The organism is Streptomyces sp. NBC_01012 (assembly GCF_045162755.1).
GTDB lineage: Bacteria > Actinomycetota > Actinomycetes > Streptomycetales > Streptomycetaceae > Streptomyces.
In genome coordinates this window covers 752,068-769,414 of the sequence record NZ_CP108688.1, presented here as the reverse complement: position 1 = coordinate 769,414, position 17,347 = coordinate 752,068, and the positions used below count along the sequence as shown (strand labels likewise).

At 70.5% G+C, this 17,347-nt stretch carries 18 protein-coding genes and 1 pseudogene; 8 read left to right on the top strand and 11 right to left on the bottom strand.

Going from position 1 to position 17,347, the window contains the following annotated elements:
- The first annotated feature begins 44 nt into the window (after positions 1 to 44).
- Together OG623_RS03430 and OG623_RS03425 are read left to right on the top strand one after the other, a co-directional pair.
- Complete coding sequence (locus OG623_RS03430) at positions 45 to 1,559, top strand: cytochrome P450 (RefSeq protein ID WP_406144149.1); 1,515 nt, start codon at positions 45 to 47, stop codon at positions 1,557 to 1,559.
- 81 nt (positions 1,560 to 1,640) lie between these two features.
- Positions 1,641 to 2,987, top strand: coding sequence for a 6-phospho-beta-glucosidase (locus OG623_RS03425; RefSeq protein WP_406144147.1), 1,347 nt, complete (start codon positions 1,641 to 1,643; stop codon positions 2,985 to 2,987).
- A 25-nt stretch (positions 2,988 to 3,012) separates the two neighbouring features.
- Here OG623_RS03425 and OG623_RS03420 read toward each other — a convergent pair whose 3' ends face one another.
- Together OG623_RS03420 and OG623_RS03415 are read right to left on the bottom strand one after the other, a co-directional pair.
- Entirely contained in the window at positions 3,013 to 3,453 is a 441-nt protein-coding gene (locus OG623_RS03420; protein WP_406144145.1) for a hypothetical protein, read from the bottom strand.
- Positions 3,447 to 3,905 (bottom strand): ATP-binding protein, encoded by a 459-nt coding sequence (locus OG623_RS03415; RefSeq protein WP_406144143.1) that lies wholly within the window; start codon positions 3,903 to 3,905, stop codon positions 3,447 to 3,449. The genes OG623_RS03420 and OG623_RS03415 overlap by 7 nt, the downstream gene beginning before the upstream one ends.
- 206 nt (positions 3,906 to 4,111) lie before the next feature.
- On the opposite strand from OG623_RS03415, the gene OG623_RS03410 reads away from it, so the two are divergent.
- The 3 genes and pseudogenes from OG623_RS03410 to OG623_RS03400 all read left to right on the top strand — a co-directional run.
- A complete protein-coding gene (locus OG623_RS03410; RefSeq protein WP_406144141.1) occupies positions 4,112 to 4,972 on the top strand; it encodes a helix-turn-helix domain-containing protein in 861 nt (286 codons plus the stop codon).
- Positions 4,972 to 5,208, top strand: a complete 237-nt coding sequence (locus OG623_RS03405) for a DUF397 domain-containing protein (protein WP_406144139.1) — start codon at positions 4,972 to 4,974, stop codon at positions 5,206 to 5,208. The genes OG623_RS03410 and OG623_RS03405 overlap by 1 nt, the downstream gene beginning before the upstream one ends.
- A gap of 10 nt (positions 5,209 to 5,218) precedes the next feature.
- Positions 5,219 to 5,320: pseudogene (locus tag OG623_RS03400) on the top strand (SAM-dependent methyltransferase); the annotation flags it as partial.
- A 19-nt stretch (positions 5,321 to 5,339) separates the two neighbouring features.
- On the opposite strand, the gene OG623_RS03395 reads toward OG623_RS03400, so the two are convergent.
- A complete protein-coding gene (locus OG623_RS03395; protein WP_406144137.1) occupies positions 5,340 to 5,912 on the bottom strand; it encodes a TetR/AcrR family transcriptional regulator in 573 nt (190 codons plus the stop codon).
- A gap of 142 nt (positions 5,913 to 6,054) precedes the next feature.
- On the opposite strand from OG623_RS03395, the gene OG623_RS03390 reads away from it, so the two are divergent.
- Entirely contained in the window at positions 6,055 to 7,527 is a 1,473-nt protein-coding gene (locus tag OG623_RS03390; RefSeq protein WP_406144135.1) for an MFS transporter, read from the top strand.
- Positions 7,528 to 7,601: 74 nt separating this feature from the next.
- Positions 7,602 to 8,051, top strand: a complete 450-nt coding sequence (locus OG623_RS03385; RefSeq protein WP_406144133.1) for a YchJ family protein — start codon at positions 7,602 to 7,604, stop codon at positions 8,049 to 8,051.
- Positions 8,052 to 8,073: 22 nt separating this feature from the next.
- Here the strand turns inward: OG623_RS03385 and OG623_RS03380 are convergent, their stop codons facing one another.
- Positions 8,074 to 10,146: an MDR family MFS transporter gene (locus tag OG623_RS03380; RefSeq protein WP_406144131.1), complete on the bottom strand. Its 2,073-nt coding sequence runs from the start codon at positions 10,144 to 10,146 to the stop codon at positions 8,074 to 8,076.
- Positions 10,147 to 10,201: 55 nt separating this feature from the next.
- Positions 10,202 to 11,038, bottom strand: a complete 837-nt coding sequence (locus tag OG623_RS03375) for a hypothetical protein (RefSeq protein ID WP_406144129.1) — start codon at positions 11,036 to 11,038, stop codon at positions 10,202 to 10,204.
- Positions 11,039 to 11,137: 99 nt separating this feature from the next.
- On the opposite strand from OG623_RS03375, the gene OG623_RS03370 reads away from it, so the two are divergent.
- On the top strand, positions 11,138 to 12,364 hold the full coding sequence (locus OG623_RS03370) for a cytochrome P450 (protein ID WP_406144127.1): 1,227 nt from the start codon (positions 11,138 to 11,140) through the stop codon (positions 12,362 to 12,364).
- Positions 12,365 to 12,399: 35 nt separating this feature from the next.
- Here the strand turns inward: OG623_RS03370 and OG623_RS03365 are convergent, their stop codons facing one another.
- The 6 genes from OG623_RS03365 to OG623_RS03340 form a co-directional block, all read right to left on the bottom strand.
- Positions 12,400 to 12,573 carry a hypothetical protein gene (locus OG623_RS03365; protein ID WP_362894446.1) on the bottom strand — a complete coding sequence of 58 codons (174 nt, stop codon included), beginning with the start codon at positions 12,571 to 12,573 and terminating at the stop codon, positions 12,400 to 12,402.
- Between the two features lie 259 nt (positions 12,574 to 12,832).
- Complete coding sequence (locus tag OG623_RS03360) at positions 12,833 to 13,354, bottom strand: hypothetical protein (protein WP_406144125.1); 522 nt, start codon at positions 13,352 to 13,354, stop codon at positions 12,833 to 12,835.
- Between the two features lie 96 nt (positions 13,355 to 13,450).
- Positions 13,451 to 14,665 carry an acyl-CoA dehydrogenase family protein gene (locus OG623_RS03355; protein WP_406144123.1) on the bottom strand — a complete coding sequence of 405 codons (1,215 nt, stop codon included), beginning with the start codon at positions 14,663 to 14,665 and terminating at the stop codon, positions 13,451 to 13,453.
- Between the two features lie 4 nt (positions 14,666 to 14,669).
- Positions 14,670 to 15,143, bottom strand: coding sequence for an SCP2 sterol-binding domain-containing protein (locus OG623_RS03350; RefSeq protein ID WP_406144121.1), 474 nt, complete (start codon positions 15,141 to 15,143; stop codon positions 14,670 to 14,672).
- Between the two features lie 77 nt (positions 15,144 to 15,220).
- Complete coding sequence (locus tag OG623_RS03345; protein ID WP_406144119.1) at positions 15,221 to 15,484, bottom strand: hypothetical protein; 264 nt, start codon at positions 15,482 to 15,484, stop codon at positions 15,221 to 15,223.
- 198 nt (positions 15,485 to 15,682) lie between these two features.
- A complete protein-coding gene (locus tag OG623_RS03340) occupies positions 15,683 to 16,897 on the bottom strand; it encodes a PucR family transcriptional regulator (protein WP_406144117.1) in 1,215 nt (404 codons plus the stop codon).
- Between the last annotated feature and the right edge of the window lie 450 nt (positions 16,898 to 17,347).

The following is a 17,347-nucleotide window of genomic DNA, read 5'->3' as shown; positions in this document are numbered from 1 at the left end:
GCCTTGTCCCCCAACCGGCCCGGACCCTCCTATCTGGAGCCACTGTGACAACCCCCTTCCAGCACGAACCCGGATCGGCCACCGGACCGGTCCCGCCCCCGCAGTGCCCCGCCCACGGCATGGGGATCGGCCCCGGCGGACTGCGCCGGCTGTACGGCCCCGAGGCCGAGGCGGATCCCGAGGGCCTCTACGAGAAGCTGCGCGCCGAACACGGCACGGTGGCGCCCGTCCTGCTGCACCACGACGTCCCCGCCTGGCTGGTACTCGGACACAGCGAGAACCTCCATATGACCCGCACCCCCTCGCAGTTCTCCCGCGACTCCCGGCGGTGGCGCGGACTCCAGGACGGCAGTGTGGCCCCCGACCATCCCCTCGCCCCGCTCTTCACCTGGCAGCCGGTGTGCTCCTTCGCCGAGGGCGCCGAACACGAACGGCTGCGCGGCGCGGTCACCGACAGCATGGCGCGCATCGACACCCGCGGTGTGCGCCGCCACATCAACCGGTACTCCAACCGGCTCGTCAACGACTTCTGCCGGGACGGCCGTGCCGAGCTGGTCACCCAGTTCGCCGAGCGGCTCCCCATGATGGTGATGTGCGCGATCATCGGGATGCCGGAGGAGTACAACGACCGTCTGGTGCAGGCCGCCCGTGACATGACCCGGGGCTCGGAGACCGCGGTCGCGAGCAACGCGTACGTGATCGGCGCACTCGACCGGCTGGTCCAGCGCCGCCGCGAGGCACCCGCCGAGGACTTCGCGACCTGGCTGGTCGAACACCCCGCCCAGCTCACCGACAAGGAGATCAGCGAGCATCTGCGGGTGGTGCTGATCGTCGCCTACGAGACGACCACCAACCTGATCGCCAACGTGCTGCGCATGGTCCTCACGGACCCCCGGTTCCGGGCCAGGCTCAGCGGCGGGCACATGACCGTGCCCGAGGCCGTCGAGCAGACGCTGTGGGACGAGCCGCCGTTCACCTCGGTACTCGGCCGCTGGGCGGTGGGCGACACCGAGCTCGGCGGGCAGCAGATCAAGGCGGGGGACGCCCTGATCGTCGGCATCGCGCCGGCCAACACCGACCCCGCGGTGCGGCCCGATCTCTCCGTCAGCATGGAGGGCAACCGCGCCCACCTGGCGTTCAGCAGTGGCCCCCACGAGTGTCCCGGCCAGGACATCGGCCGCGCCATCGCCGATGTCGGGGTCGACGCCCTGCTGATGCGCCTGCCCGACCTGGAGCTCGGCGTCGACGAGGAGAAGCTGCACTGGGCGGGGAACTTCATGTCGAGGCACCTGGTGGACCTGCCGGCCGCCTTCGCGCCCACCCCGCAGCAGGAGATCGACGCCGAGCCGCTGCCCGCGGTGGCACGGTCGAACGCGCAGGCCGACTGGCAGGTGTCGTCGCCCGCGGCCCCCCGGAGCACCGTGCCCTCACCGGCGGGCCATCTCCCGGCCGGAGCCGCCGGGCCGTACGCGGAAGCAGGGGACGGCCCCGCCATTCCGGCGCAGCGGGGCCGGCCGACACTCTGGCAGGCCGTCGTGCGCTGGTGGAACGGCCACTGACCCCGTCGGCGTTCACCGTTACGGGTGCCCCGGCCTCCGGGGCCGGGGCACCCGGCCGTCCGCCCCGTACCATCGAGCAGCGTGAAGCTGACAATTCTTGGTGGCGGCGGATTCCGGGTCCCTCTCGTGTACGGGGCGCTGCTCGGTGATCACGCCGAAGGCCGCGTCTCGCGGGTGACCCTGTACGACACGGACGCGGACCGGCTGACCGCCGTGGCCCGGGTGCTGGCCGAGCAGGCCGCCGGCATCGACGACGCGCCCGCCGTCCTCGCCACCGGCGATCTCGACGAGGCGCTGCGGGGCGCGGACTTCGTCTTCTCCGCCATCCGGGTGGGCGGCCTGGCAGGCCGCGCCGCCGACGAACGGGTCGCGCTCGACGAAGGCGTACTCGGCCAGGAGACGGTCGGGGCCGGCGGTATCGCCTACGGGCTGCGCACCGTCCCGGTCGCCACGGACATCGCCCGTCGCATCGCCCGGCTCGCCCCCGACGCCTGGGTCATCAACTTCACCAACCCGGCGGGCCTCGTCACCGAGGCCATGGCCCGGCACCTCGGCGACCGGGTCATCGGCATCTGCGACTCGCCGGTGGGGCTCGGCCGCAGGATCGCCAGGGTCCTGGGCGCGGACCCGGAGAAGGCATGGATCGACTACGTCGGGCTCAACCACCTCGGCTGGGTCCGTGGCCTGCGCGTGGACGGCCGCGACGAACTCCCGCGGCTGCTCGCCGACCCGGCGCTGCTCGGTTCCTTCGAGGAGGGCAGGCTCTTCGGCCCCGACTGGCTGCGGTCGCTGGGCGCGATCCCCAACGAGTACCTGCACTACTACTACTTCAACCGGGAGGCGGTCCGCGCCTACCAGGACGCCGAGCAGACCCGTGGCGCCTTCCTCCGCGACCAGCAGGAGGGCTTCTACGCCCGGATGAAGGACCCGGACGCACCACCCCTGGCCACCTGGGACCGTACGCGTGCCGAACGTGAGGCGACGTACATGGCGGAGAACCGGGACGTCGCCGGAGCCGGCGAGCGCGAGGAGAGCGATCTGGAGTCCGGGGGGTACGAGCAGGTGGCGCTCGCCCTGATGCGCGCCGTCGCCCGTGACGAACGCACCTCGCTGATCCTCGACGTCCGCAACCGGGGCACCCTGCCGGTGCTCGACGAGGACGCCGTCATCGAGGTGCCCTGCCTGGTCGACGCCAACGGCGCACATCCCGTGGCCGTCGATCCGCTCCCGTACCACGCGGTCGGCCTGGTCACCGCGGTGAAGGCCGTGGAACGGGCGGTGCTCGAAGCGGCGGAGAGCGGCTCACGGGCGGCCGCCGTGCGGGCCTTCGCCCTGCATCCGCTGGTCGACTCCGTCTCCGTGGCCCGTCGGCTGGTCGACGGATACACGAATGCCCACCCCGGACTCGCCTACCTCGACCGGCCCTGACCCGGAGGTCCCCCGGGAGGCGCCCTCAGGGGGCGGGTACGGCCCTTGGCCGGCCGGACGGACCCCAGGACGGCACGACGCCGGTGACCTGGCACACCATGAGGAAGAGCGGAATGGGCGGTGTGTAGGGCGTACGGCTGTCCGGCGCGTGGATCAGCCGGGGGCGTCCCGCGGGGACGTAGGCCCCGGCGGCGTACGACGCCTGCTGCGGCCAGTCCAGGTCGAGATCCGAACCGGAGGGCACGATCCACCACCACTGGTCGGCGTCGGCGAACACGCATCCGGCGCGCGGCAGATGAGACATCAGCCGGAAGCCGTACCGCGCGGGCACACCCACCGCGTCGCAGCCGAGGCTCGCCGACAGCGCGGGCGGCAGCGGAAGCCTGACCCGGCCGGCTGCGAGGCCGTCACCCACCGGGCGGGGGCGGCGGGCGCCGAGGAGCTGCGACAGCGCGTTCTTCAGCATGGCTGCTCCGAGCCGTACGGCAGCTCCGCCCATACGATGCGTCCCGAGTGGTTCCCGGCGTCGTGGGATCCCCAGGCGCTGCTCATGGAGTCCACGAGCAGCAGCCCACGTCCGTGCTCCCCCTCGGCGGTCAGGGACAGCCGGGGACCGCCGGGCTGATGCCCCTGGTCCTGCACCGATATGCGCAGCCGGCTCTCGGCGCACCGGAGTTCGCAGACGACGCGGGCGCTGGCCGTGTGCACCACGGCGTTGGTCACCAGCTCGGAGACGATCAGCACCGCGGCGTCCCGGGCGTCCCCGGCCTGCCGCCAGTCCGCCAGCCAGGCCCGCGTGAGACGGCGGGCGCCGGCCACCGACTCGGGGTGCGCCGGCAGCGCGAAGCAGTAACGGAGCGCTTCAGCCCCGGGGCTGAGGTCCATGAGCCGGGGGATGAGCGCACTGCCAGGTGCCACGACCAATTCCTCACAGTGGGGGCTGCGTCACGCTTCGCACCGGCCCGCATCTGGCGGGACAGGATCACGCGAACTTGGTTCGGATACCAACTCTCCCTCTGACAAGAACACTTGGCAAGGGGCACTCTGAAAAATTCAGAGTGGCTGTGTTCCTGGAGCCGTGCGCATGGCACACTGCTCGCACATAGCGCATCGGGAGGTCTGAAGTGAGCGAACCGCGGTCAGCCCCGACCGTGGGTCAGGTCGTTCTCGGTAAGCGCCTGCAGGATCTGCGGGAGCGTGTCGGCCTGAGCCGTGACCAGGCGGCGAAAGTGCTCCGTGTCGCCCCGGGCACCATACGCAGGATGGAGACCGCCGAGGTCGGTCTGAAGATCCCGTACGTCCAGCTCCTCCTCAAGGCCTACGGCATCGCCGAGGACGAGACCGACGCCTTCGTCGAACTGGCGGAAGAGGCCAACAAGCCGGGCTGGTGGCAGCGCTTCCACGATGTGCTGCCCGACTGGTTCAGCATGTACGTCAGCCTGGAGGGCGCCGCCGGCCTCCTGCGCATGTACGAGCCGCACTTCGTCCCCGGCCTGCTCCAGACCGAGGACTACGCGCGTTCCGTCATGCGTACCGGCGCGGTCGGCCAGACCCGGCCCGCGGACATCGAACGCCATGTGGCGCTGCGGATGGAACGCCAGGCGCTGCTCACCAAGGCGGACGCGCCGAAGCTCTGGGTGGTGATGGACGAGACCGTCCTGCGCCGTCCCGTCGGCAGCCCGGACGCCATGCGGGCCCAGGTCGACCGGCTGCTCGAAGCGACCGACCTGCCCAATGTGACGCTCCAGATCGCGGAGTTCGCGACCGGTCATCACCCGGGCACGTACGGCCCGTTCGTCCTCTTCCGCTTCGCGGTCCCCGAGCTGCCCGACATGGTCTACAGCGAGTACCTCACGGGCGCGGTGTACTTCGACGCGCGTCCGGAGGTGGCCTCCTATCTCGAGGTCATGGACCGAATGGCGGCTCAGGCCGCAACTGCACAACGCACGAAGGAAATCCTCAGGGACTTCCGCAAGGAGCTGTGATGAACCACATATACAACGGCATGCCGTCCGCCGACCTCGGCACCGAAGGCTGGTACAAGCCGTGGAGCGGTGGTAACGGGGGTAACTGCATCGAGGCCATGAAGCTGGCCGACGGCAGGGTGGCGGTCCGTCAGTCCGCGGACCCCGACGGCCCCGCGCTCATCTACTCCAACCGCGAGATCGCCGCCTTCATCCAGGGCGCCAAGTCCGGCCAGGCCGATTTCCTTCTCACCTGATCCGGCACGGATGTACGACCGGTTCCTCGGTGGTAAGGACAACTACCCGGTCGACGAACGGATGGCCCACCACCTTCTTCCGCAGCCTGGAGCTCATCGAGGCGTGGCGCGCAAGCGCTGACCGCCGCAGGTCAGCCCCCGGCGAGCAGCAGACGGTCGACGAGCTTCTCGACATAGGCGTCGTCCATGCCGCCGGCGTTGAACAGCACACGTAGATAGACGGGCGCCAGCACCCCGTCGAGTACGTCCTCCAGCGTCGGCGCGTCGCCGGGGTGACGGTCCAGCATGGCCTGGATCTCCGTGCCGCGGCGGTGCAGATGCCGCATTCCCGCGCCCTCGGACTTCCCGGTCAGATCGCACGCGGAGACGACGGCGTGCAGCAGCGCGAATCCCTCGGGTCCCTCGGTCGCCGCGCGTGTCCGGCGCGCGTAGGCGAGCAGATCCCCCCGCAGGCTGCCCGTCGCGGGCACCTCGGCCGCGGCGCCGAGCCGGTCCAGCGCCACATCGAGCACGAGGCTCACGGGACTGCCCCAGCGGCGGTAGATCGTCGAGGCGTGCACCCCGGAACGCTCGGCGACATCGGGAACCTGGACGCGCGCGGCGCCGCCCTCGGCGATGAGGGCGAGCACCGCCCCGTGGACGGCTTCCGTGGTGCGCGCCGTCCGACCCCCGGGGCGCCGCCTGGGCTCCTTGGTCGCAGTCATACATACATCTTAACGCTCCGGAGATTGCGTTACGTCGAGCGTTAATGCATCCAGGATTGCATTAATGACCCGGCGGCGCATACATTGATAACGCAACCCAGTATGCATTAGGGACTCGCGTTCCCCTGAAAGGCAGCCCGCCATGGCCCTCACGCCCACCCTCGACACCGCTCGACCGGCAGATCAGTCGCACAGGAGCCGATGGTGGGTCCTCACCGTCATCGCCCTGGCCCAGCTGATGGTCATGCTCGACGCCACCGTCGTGAACATCGCGCTGCCGTCCGCCCAGACCGACCTGGGGTTCGCCGACAGCAGCCGGCAGTGGGTGATCACCGCCTACGCGCTCGCCTTCGGCAGCCTGCTCCTGCTCGGCGGACGCATCTCCGACATGTTCGGCCGCCGCGCCGCCATGATGACCGGCCTGATCGGCTTCGCTGCCGCCTCCGCACTGGGCGGCGCCGCGCACACCTTCGGGTATCTGATCGCGGCGCGCGTCCTCCAGGGTGCCTTCGCCGCCCTGCTCGCACCGGCCGCCCGCTCGCTGCTCGTCACCACCTTCACCGAACCCGCCGAGCGGGCCAAGGCGTTCGGAGTGTTCGGGGCCGTCGCGGGCGCCGGCGGAGCCATCGGCCTGCTGCTCGGCGGCGTCCTCACCCAGCAGCTCGACTGGCGCTGGACCATGTACATCAACGTGGGCTTCGCCGTCGTCGCACTGGCCGGAGCGCTGACCCTGCTGCGCCCCGGCGTCCGGGACCGCTCGGTCCGCCTGGACGTGCCCGGCACCCTGCTCGTCTCCAGCGGCCTGTTCGGCATCGTCTACGGCCTCGGCAACGCCGACTCCCACTCCTGGGGCGCCCCCGAGACCTGGCTGCCGCTCGTGGCCGGGGTCGTGCTCCTCGCCGTGTTCGCCCGGTGGCAGACCCGGGCGCGCCAGCCCCTCCTGCCGCTGCGCATCATCGTCGACCGCACGCGGGGCGCCTCGTACCTGACGATGATGGTGATCGGCGCCGGCACGTTCGGTGTGTTCCTCTTCCTCACCTACTACCTGCAACAGACCCTGGGCTACAGCCCGATCCGTACGGGGCTCGCGTTCCTGCCCATGGTCGTCGTCATGATGGTCATCTCGATTGTCACCACGACCGTGCTGATGCCGCGCGTCGGTCCCCGGCCCCTGGTCCCGCTCGGCCTCGCCCTGTCAGCGGCGAGCCTGATCTGGATGACCGCCCTCGGCGTCCACAGCACCTACGCGGCCGATGTGCTGCCGCCCCTGCTGCTGGCCGGACTCGGCACCGGGCTGGCCATCGCTCCCGCCATCAGCCTGCCCACGCACGGGGTGAGCGAGCGCGACGCCGGAGTGGCGTCCGCCGCTGTCAACGTCATGCAGCAGATCGGCGGGTCGGTCGGGACCGCCCTGTTCAACACCATGGCGACCACCGCCGTCAGCGCCTACCTGGCGGACCATCCGGGGCCCACACCGCAGGTCATCGCCGAAGCGGGCGTCCACGGCTACACCACCGCCTACTGGTGGGCGGCCGGGGTGTTCGCCCTCGGTGCCCTCGCCACGCTCGTCCTCTACCGGTCGGGCCAGGTCAGGGGCAAGGCGCTCGAGGTCTGAGCCGATGGAACCGAGCCGATGGGCCCGCCTGAGCCGATGGGCCTGCGCCGATCGGCCTCGTCCACAATGGACGCATGTCACGACGCACCTCACGACCCCGCCGGCCTGCCGCTCCCCAGGCGGGGCCCCCGCGGATCACCCCGGAGGCACCGTGCCCGTGCGGTCTGCCCGCGGCCTACGGGGACTGCTGCGGCCGGATGCACGCCGGGACCTTCGCGGCCCCGACGTGCGAGGCGCTGATGCGCTCGCGGTACGCGGCCTTCGTGGTCCGGGACGCCGGATATCTGCTGCGCACCTGGCACCCGGCGTCCCGGCCGCCCGCCGTCGACTTCGACCCGGCGATGCGCTGGACGGGGCTGGAGATCCTCGACACCACCGAGGGCAGCGCCTTCCACTCCACCGGTACGGTCACCTTCCGCGCCCACTACACCGACGACGGCAGGCCCGACTCGCTCCACGAGAAGAGCCGCTTCGTCCGTGAGCAGGGCGCCTGGGTGTACGAGGCCGCGGTCTTCGTCGAATAGCGGCCGGGCCCCGCCGACCGGATCAGGCCGAGGTCAGTGTGCGCTCGGGCGGGGCCAGCTCCTGTTGCAGGTCCTCGGCGAGCAGCCGTTTGGCGATCATGTCCACCGCGGCGCGCAGCTCACGGTCGTCCGGCCGGGCGCCGTCCTCGGCCAGCCGCTCCTCCAGCCAGCGGCCCCAGGCGGCCGAGATCGTCGCCGCCTCACGGCTGCCCGCAGCCGTGTGCGTGAAGATCCGGCCGTCCCCGGTGAGATACCCCTCCTCGATCATCCGGTCGAAGACGGGCACCAGCACCTCCGGCGGGATCCGGTGCCTGGCCGCGATCAGCCGGAGGCCCGCGTGGCCGACCATCCGGGTGAAGAGGTCCACCTGCATCACGGCCCAGGCCCCCGCCGTGTCGAGCCGGGTGTCGGACTCCGCGACGATCCGCCGGGCCGTGTCGGGTCCGGCCTGGTGCAGGATCCTGGCCACGGCGGATTCGAGCACGTTCGCCGCGTCCCCGGTCTTCGGCTGGGCGAAGCCCTCACCCATGTCCGTCGAGCCGGCCCTGGCGCTGTCGCGCAGCTTCACCTCCTTCAGGAAGAGTGCGACGACGAACCCCAGCAGAGCCACCGGCACCGTCCAGAGGAAGACCGTGTGCAGGGTGTCCGCGTACGCCTGGGCCAGAGGCGCGGTCTGTCCCGCCGGCAGGGCGTGCACGGCCTTCGGGTTCTCCGCCACCCGGGCGAGCGTGGCCGGATCGCCGCCGGCCCGCGCCGCCTGTTCGACCCCCTGCGCCAGATTCGGCCGCAGGGAGTTCGCGTAGATCGTGCCGAAGACCGCCGTGCCGAACGAGCTGCCCAGCGTACGGAAGAACGTCACACCGGATGTCGCGGTCCCCAGGTCCGAGTAGTCCACCGTGTTCTGCACGGCGATCGTCAGCACCTGCATCGACAGGCCGATTCCGATGCCCAGCACCAGCATGTACAGCGACTCCAGCCAGGTGCCGGTGCCCGGTCCCATCCTGGAGAGGAGATAGAGACCCAGTGCCATCACCAGCGAACCCGCGACGGGGAAGAAGCGGTAGTGGCCGGTCTTGCTCACCACGTTGCCGCTGAAGATCGAGGCCGCCAGCAGGCCCACCACCAGGGGCAGGGTCCGCACCCCGGACAGGGTGGCCGAGTCCCCGTCGACGTACTGGAGGTAGGTCGGCAGATAGATCATCGCGCCGAGCATGGCGAAGCCCACGATGAAGCTCAGGATGGAGCAGACCGCGAACACCGGGTTGCGGAACAGCCGCATCGGCAGCATCGGCTCCTTCGCCCGTGTCTCCACGACGCAGAAGAGGGCCAGGGCGACCAGCCCGCCGATGAACAGACCGATGATGACCGGTGAGCCCCAGGCGTACTCGTTGCCGCCCCAGCTCGTGCCGAGGATCAGCGCGCTGGCGCCCACGGCGACGAGCGCGATGCCCAGATAGTCGATGACGGGGCGTCCGGCCGCGCGCACGGAGGGGATCGTGCGGGCGGCCGCGATGACCACCACGATCGCGATCGGCACATTGACGTAGAACGCCCAACGCCAGGTCAGATGGTCGGTGAACAGCCCGCCCAGCAGCGGTCCGACCACCGTGGCGACGCCGAAGACCGCGCCGATGGCCCCCTGGTACTTGCCCCGCTCGCGCAGCGGGATGACATCGGCGATCAGCGCCATGGCGGTGACCATGAGCCCGCCCGCGCCGATGCCCTGCAGACCGCGCCAGATGATCAGCAGCAGCATGTTGGACGCGAGGCCGCAGAGGAACGAACCGGTGATGAAGATGACCGCCGAGATCTGGAAGATCAGCTTCCGGCCGAAGAGGTCACCGAACTTGCCGACCAGCACCGTCGCCACGGTCTCCGCCAGCAGATAGGCCGTCACGACCCACGACATGTGCTCCGCACCGCCGAGATCCGAGACGATGGTGGGGAGTGCCGTGCCCACGATCGTCTGGTCCAGCGCGGCGAGCAGGATCCCCAGCACGATCGTGGCGAAGACGATGTTGCGGCGTCCCGGGTCGAGGACGGGTGGCGCTGCGGCACTCTGCGTGGCGGGGGCGGTCTCGCTGGCAGTGGTCACCTTCGCACCCTCACACCCGGGCCTGCCCCGCGCATGCGGGAACGAGCCGGACGGGTCAGGCCGGCAGCGCCCGCAGGGAGTCCTTCATCCGGGCCACGAACACGTCACGCACCCTCTCCGTGACGAGGTCGAGCGACAGATACGGATTGAGGTCCTCCAGCTCGACGAGCAGCAGGCCGCCCTCCGGCGTCCGGCAGGCGTCCACCCGCTGGATCCCGTGTGCCAGGGTGTTCCACTCCACGAAGCGGCGCGCGAAGTCCAGGTCTTCGGGGCTCGGCGCATACGGTTCGAGCATCCAGCGCCTGTCCGGACGCGGTGCGTGGAGGGCGTACTGGAAGTCGTGGTCGACGAAGTAGAAGGACACCTCGTAACGGAAGTCGATCCGGGGCTGGACGAGCAGCGTGCCGTCCGTACCCCCGTACTCCGGCTCGTCGGTGAACCTCAGCCCCACCGAGTCCGCGCCGAGCTTCGGCTTGACGACGTACCCCGTCGAGCGGGGGAGCAGCCCGAGATCCGCCGCACGGTCCACGGTCGGGATCACCGGGAAGCCGGCCCGGTCGAGATCGACGAGATACTGCTTGCCGGCCATGTCCCCACGCCCGTCGAGCGAGTTGTAGACGCGTGTCCCCGTCTCCCGCGCCCGGACCCGGAAGGCGTCGTACGCCTCCTGGTGGTACAGGACCGGTCCGCTGTTGCGGACGACGACCACGTCGAACCCGTCCAGCAGCGCGGCCGCGTCCCCCGGGTGGCAGAGCGCGACGTCGAAGTCCTCGCGCAGCCGGGCCGTCAGGAAGATGTCCTCGTCGCAGTAGCGCCGTCCACGCGCCTCGTAGGCGAGGTCGGTGACGAAGAGGACGGACGTACGTACGGCGGCGCCCGGCGTGACGGTCAAGAGATGCTCCCAAGGGGGTAGGACAGCGGACGGAGGGTCAATAGCCTTGGGTGCAGCACGTCCGCGCCATCCTGAACTCTGCCCCCACAGGAGTCACCCGTGTCCCAGGCGTCCTCACCGCCCGACATTCTCTCGCCCGCCTTCGCCGCCGATCCCTACGGGGCCTACCGGACGATGCGGGAGTCCGCACCCCTCATCCACCACGAGGCGACGGGGAGTTATCTCGTCTCCCGCTACGAGGACGTCGAGCGGATCTTCAAGGACCGGGCCCAGGAGTTCACCACCGAGAACTACGACTGGCAGCTGGAGCCCGTACACGGCCGGACGATCCTCCAGCTCGGCGGCAGGGAACACGCCGTACGCCGGGCCCTCGTCGCCCCGGCCTTCCGCGGTGCGGACCTCCAGGAGAAGTTCCTGCCCGTCATCGAGCGCAATGCCCGCGAGCTCATCGACACCTTCCGGCACACCGGGGAGGCCGATCTCGTCGGGGCGTTCGCGACCCGCTTCCCCGTCCTGGTCATCGCCGACATGCTCGGCCTGGACAGGGCGGACCACCAGAGCTTCCACGGCTGGTACACGAACGTCATCGCCTTCCTCGGCAACCTGGCGGGCGACCCGGCGGTCGCGGCGGCGGGGGAGCGGACCCGTCAGGAATTCGCCGAGTACATGATCCCGGTCATCCAGCGGCGCCGGGAGCGGCCCGGGGACGACCTGCTCTCCGCACTCTGCGCCGCCGAGGTCGACGGCGTGCGCATGAGCGACGAGGACATCAAGGCGTTCTGCAGCCTGCTGCTCGCAGCCGGCGGTGAGACGACCGACAAGGCCATCGCCTCGGTCTTCGCCAATCTGCTGGCACACCCCGATCAGCTCGCCGCCGTCCGGCGGGACAGGTCCCTGATCGACCGGGCCTTCGCCGAGACCCTGCGCTACACCCCGCCGGTCCACATGATCATGCGCCAGACCGCGGGCGAGGTGGAGCTGTCCGGTGGCACCGTCCCGGCCGGTGCCACCGTCACCTGTCTGATCGGCTCGGCCAACCGGGACGGTGCCCGCTACACCGACCCGGACCGCTTCGACCTGTTCCGTGACGACCTGACCAGCACCACGGCGTTCTCCGCCGCCGCCGACCACCTGGCCTTCGCCCTGGGCCGGCACTTCTGCGTGGGCGCGCTGCTGGCCCGCGCGGAGATCGAGACCGGGGTGAACCAACTGCTCGACGCGATGCCGGATCTGCGGCTCGCCGACGGCTTCAGCCCGGTCGAGGAGGGCGTCTTCACCCGGGGCCCGGCATCGCTCCCGGTGCGGTTCACACCCGTCGGGGCCTGAAGGCCGGGTGCCCACCAGGGATGACGCGACAGCCCTCAGGCCGCGTCCTTCATGTCCGTCCGCACCGCGGTCGCCCACTCGACGAGGAGCCGCTCGTACTCCCGGCGTGCCTCGGGGGAACCCAGGCCACCGTGCACGAGCGCCCGGATCGCCGCGTTCAGCTCGGTGAGCGAACGGGCCGGCGCGGGCTCCGCGGAGGATATCGGCATGGGACGACTGTACGGGGGCTGGGCGGGAACAGCGCCGCCCGGGTTGGGGTCGGCCGAAAGCCGTTCGGGGCCGGGCCCGGCCTACGGCAAGGAGACGCTCTTCGGGATCGGCGGTTCCTTCGGGGGCATCGCCACCATCGTCGCTGTCTTCACCGCGGCCGGGAGCCGATCGGGTCGGAGTGTGCGGCGACGGTGGCGGGCCTGGCGTCCTACCCGGGAGTCGATGTGGAGGTGCTACCGGGGCAGGGGTGGAGGAGCCTCAGCCGATCCGTGCGCAGAGGTCGTCGGCGGACCCGTGGACCAGGTGCACCGTCTTGTAGCCGGTGGCGCTGATGTCCATGGTGTACACGCCGTCCAGCACATAGAGACCCCGTGCCAGGTTCCCGGCGTTCTCGCCGATGCCCGCCAGCACGGGACCGGCGACGTACCACTTCTGCGAGCCGTCCGCGTGGTAGTCGACGACGGCGCTGCCGCTGACGTCCGCGTCGTGGAAGGCGCCGGTGTCCGTGTTGGTGACACGGACGACGAGGTCGCCGCGGTAGGCGACCCGGGAGGGGGTGCCGTCCGCCCGCCGGTCCAGGACGCGTTGCACCACCTCGTCCACCACGGGCTCGCTGTGGACGGGGACATCGCAGCGGGAACCGGCGGGCATGTCGTACGGGGGAGTGGGGGCCGGCTCCCATCCGCCGGGCCCGGGCGCGGCCGCTGACGACGCGGCCGCGGGGGACGTCGCCAGAGCCAGGGCTACGAGAGCGGTTGCCGCAGGGAACGCGCGTCGCATGGGACCTCCGTCGGGGGAGGCGGGGGCGGCGCGGCGGACCCGCCTCCCCGTACGGTCCGCCGCACTGCACGATCGTGCCGTGTCCGGCCCGCGCTGTCAGCGGATGTGACGCCCCGAGATGGCCCGGGCGATGACCAGCCGCTGGATCTCGCTCGTACCCTCGAAGATGGTGTAGATCTTGGCGTCGCGGTACATCCGCTCCACCGGGTGTTCCCTGCTGTACCCGGCGCCGCCGAGGATCTGGACCGCCTTCTCCGTGGCGGCGACGGCGAGTTCGCCCGCGCGCAGCTTCGACATGGAGCCCTGCCCCGCGTCGAAGGTCCGGTCGTTGCGGGCCATCCAGGCCGCCTGCCAGATCAGCAGGCGTACGGCCTCGATCTCGGTACGGATGTCGGCGAGGGCGAACGCGATCGACTGGTTCTCGATGACCGGCCGGCCGAACGCCTCGCGCTCTCCCGCGTATTCCAGCGCGTACTCGTACGCGGCGCGTGCGATGCCCAGCGCCTGCGCGCCCACGGTGGGGCGGCTGACCTCGAAGGTCGCCATGGCCGCCTGGCCCTTGGCGGTGCCGCCCTCACGGGCCCTGGCGAGCCGCGCGTCCAGCTTCTCCTTCCCGCCCAGCAGGCAGTGCCCGGGTACGCGTACCTCGTCGAGGAAGACGTCCGCCGTGTGCGAGGCGCGCAGGCCGAGCTTCTTGATGGTGCGGCTCGACGCGAGACCTGGTGTGCCGGGCGGGACGATGAACGCGGCCTGTCCGCGCGCGCCCAGCGCGGGGTCGACCGAGGCGACGACCACATGGATCTCGGCGATCCCGCCGTTGGTGATCCACGCCTTCTGGCCGGAGAGCACCCACTCGTCCTTGGCCTCGTCGTACCTGGCCCTGGTGGCCATCGCGGAGACATCGGAGCCGGCCTGCGGTTCGGAGACGCAGAACGCCGCGACCTTGGGGTCGTCCTGGTCGCCGTAGCACTGGGGGACCCACTCGGCCAGCTGGTCGGGGGTGCCCGAGGCGAAGATGCCGGCGACCGCGAGCGAGGTGCCGAACAGGGCCATGCCGATCCCGGCGTCGCCCCAGAAGAGCTCCTCGTTGGCGATCTGGAGGGAGAGCCCGCTGGGGTCCCCGTACATGTCGGCGAGCGACTCGAAGCCGTAGAGGCCGATCTTCGCCGCCTCCTGGATGACCGGCCACGGTGTCTCTTCGCGCTCGTCCCACTCGGCGGCCGCGGGGCGTACCACCTGGGCGGCGAAGCCGTGCACCCAGTTGCGCAGATCCTGCTGTTCCTCGGTCAGGGCGAGGGAGAAGTAGCTCATGGGCTCAGGCCTTCGGGATGTCGAAGTAACGGGTCAGGCCCGAGGCCAGGCCGACGTCGCCGGCGACCTTCAGCTTGCGCATCATGAACATCGTCACGGGATTGCCGTTGCCCGAGACCAGCTTGAGGAACTCGGCGTCGCCCATCACCAGCGTCGTGCGGGGCTCGGCGTCGGAGCGGCCCTGGTGCACCGTGCAGGCGCCGTTCGCTATGGAGGTCTCGTAGACCTCGTCGCTCTCACCGGTGATCTTCCAGCGGATCAGGGCCTCCAGCCCGCCGGCCGCTTCCGGGCGGAACTGCTGCCGCATCCGGCCGAAGACCTCGCCCAGCACCCGGGTGCGCAGGTCACCGTGCATGACCTCGCCGAGCTGCTTGGCCGACAGGCCCTTGACGATCCGCGCGAACTCCGCCGGGGAGACCGCCGCGAAGTCGAGCCCGGACAGTTCGTCGGTGAGGTTGCCGCTGCTGTTGTCGGCCACGCCAGATCCTTACTCCAGAGTAAACTTACTTCTGAGTAAGGTAAGGCGGTCGTCGCCCCGGCGCAAGCAAGCAGACGTCACCAGCTGCCGTCGGGGTGCACCGCGAGTCGCGGGTGATGGGCGGACAGCACCTTGTTGGCCCGTGCGAGCTCGGACAGGGCCTGCTCGCGGTCGGCCTGGTCCTCGACGCAGAGCCTCGGTCCGCGGAACCTGCGCACCTCGCGGGCGGCGCAGTCGGCGTCGAACTCCGCCTGAAGAATGTGCGGCGGGGTGCAGGACCCGATCAGCGCGGCGACCCGGTCCGGGATCGGCACGGGGACGAGGAGGTGCGAAGCGGTCATGGGGGTTCCCTCTCGGATGGTCGGCCAGGAGGCGGTGCTCGCCGACGGCCGGTGGGCCGCCGCTCCTCCCTATGTAACGGGACGCAGTTCCGGGTTTCTCGTTGAGAACGTCTCCGTGTCGCAACCGTTTGGGACTGACCGTCTATTTCGCGTTACCTGGAGGTAAGTTGACTCCGCGCGGGCTGATGTGATGCGCGATCAGTTCAGTGACTGGCCGCCGCGGGCCCGCAGTCGCGCGGCGCGCAGCACGGCCTCGGTCGAGAAGCGGCTCTCGGGGTCCGTGAGCTGATCACCGAAGATGGCCTCCAGACTGCGCATCCGGTAGCGGACCGTCTGGGGGTGGACATCCAGCAGCTCGCCCATCTGGGCGGCCGTGCCGCGGGTGTCCAGCCAGATGCGCAGGGTCTCGATCAGCCGCTCGCGCCGTGCGGTGCTGATGCCGGAGACCGCGGCCAGTTCACGCTCGGCGAGCTGGTCCAGAAGGGCGGGGTCGGAGAGCAGCCACAGGGTGACGAGGTGGTCCTCGCAGAGGATGACGGGCGCGTCGTCGACGACTCCCGCGTCGACGAGTTCGAGTACCCGGCGGGCCCAGCGGACCGAGTCCGCGGCGAGCGGGGTCGGCACGGTCAGTCCGACGACCGCACGGGTGCCGGTCAGCGCGCGCTCCAGCATCTGCCGTCGTGCGTCGTCCAGCGGCCCGGGCATCAGCATGTGCGGCTGCGGTCCGCCGAGATCGGCCAGTACGTCACGGGCGAGGTCGGCGGGGTCCACGACCGCGGGCGCGCGTAAGGCGATCAGGGTCACCTGTTCGGGCAGCGCCCAGCCGGTCTGCTCGCACAGCTCCGAGATCGCGGTGCTCGGCACCGGGCGGCCGGACAGGATCAGATGCAGGAGCCGGCGGCGCATGGCCTCGCTCTGCTGGTCGGATCTGGCCTGCACCTCCAGATACCCCTCGCGGGACAGCGACTCCAGCTCGTCGACATAGGCGAACAGCGCGTCGGCGAAGCTGAGCATCAGGGTCGGCGAGAAGTTGTAGCTCCGGCCGACCTTCTTCGCCCGGCGCAGGGCGACCCGCGCTCCCAGCCGGTAGGCGCCCTGGAGGGTGTCCATGCCACGCCCCTCGTACGCCTCGAAGCGCCCGAATCTTCGGCACATGTCGTCGCGGAGCGTCGTCGATGTGGTCGGCTCGGCGACCAGGTCGACGAAGGAGGACAGGCTCTGTTCGACACCGACCCTGATGGTCTGGCCGTTGGGGCCGTTCAGCAGTCGCGCGTATTCCGGATAGGCACGTGTGACTTCCATGCCGATCTCTTTGATCAGGCTGGGCAGTTCGGGCCGCATGATCGCGGCGAATTCCTGCGGGAGCGGCCCCAGCGGATCCCCGGTGTCCAGCGGCTGTATGAGTCTCGGCATGCTGTCCCCCCTTGCTTCGGCGACGAAGGTAGACCAAGTCGCTCGAACTGCCCACTACTTGGACAGGACTCAGGTGCAAGGGGCACACATGAGGGTTGCATTGTGGTGCTCCGGTGCAGGTGAGGACGCTGTTGCTCACTTCCGGACAATATTTTCGGACGCCGGCTCACCGGGAGACGGGCCGCCGTGCCCCGTACGTGCGTTCCGCCCCGGCCCGAGGGGTGAAGCCGCGGCGGTGGCCAGGACCCGCCGGGCTCCGTGGCGATGAATTTGCGCACCAAGTGACAAGTGCGGTGCGTCGATTAGTGACCTCCGGATGAGGAAAAAGAATGCCGGTGGGCAATTTCGACTCCGGGATTGTGCTCCAAGTTTCCCGCAAGTAACGTCACGCCCTGTCACAGAACGTGTGTGGCTGAATCGGCAGCACGGTCCCCCACACCACTCGGTTCA

What these genes read in the sequence shown, in the direction of transcription:
- OG623_RS03355 (WP_406144123.1), bottom strand. Translation starts at nt 14,665, where the DNA reads ATGAGCTACTTCTCCCTCGCCCTGACCGAGGAACAGCAGGATCTGCGC.
- OG623_RS03340 (WP_406144117.1), bottom strand. Translation starts at nt 16,897, where the DNA reads ATGCCGAGACTCATACAGCCGCTGGACACCGGGGATCCGCTGGGGCCG.
- OG623_RS03365 (WP_362894446.1), bottom strand. Translation starts at nt 12,573, where the DNA reads ATGCCGATATCCTCCGCGGAGCCCGCGCCGGCCCGTTCGCTCACCGAG.
- OG623_RS03395 (WP_406144137.1), bottom strand. Translation starts at nt 5,912, where the DNA reads ATGACTGCGACCAAGGAGCCCAGGCGGCGCCCCGGGGGTCGGACGGCG.
- OG623_RS03420 (WP_406144145.1), bottom strand. Translation starts at nt 3,453, where the DNA reads ATGCTGAAGAACGCGCTGTCGCAGCTCCTCGGCGCCCGCCGCCCCCGC.
- OG623_RS03390 (WP_406144135.1), top strand. Translation starts at nt 6,055, where the DNA reads ATGGCCCTCACGCCCACCCTCGACACCGCTCGACCGGCAGATCAGTCG.
- OG623_RS03385 (WP_406144133.1), top strand. Translation starts at nt 7,602, where the DNA reads ATGTCACGACGCACCTCACGACCCCGCCGGCCTGCCGCTCCCCAGGCG.
- OG623_RS03360 (WP_406144125.1), bottom strand. Translation starts at nt 13,354, where the DNA reads ATGCGACGCGCGTTCCCTGCGGCAACCGCTCTCGTAGCCCTGGCTCTG.
- OG623_RS03405 (WP_406144139.1), top strand. Translation starts at nt 4,972, where the DNA reads ATGAACCACATATACAACGGCATGCCGTCCGCCGACCTCGGCACCGAA.
- OG623_RS03345 (WP_406144119.1), bottom strand. Translation starts at nt 15,484, where the DNA reads ATGACCGCTTCGCACCTCCTCGTCCCCGTGCCGATCCCGGACCGGGTC.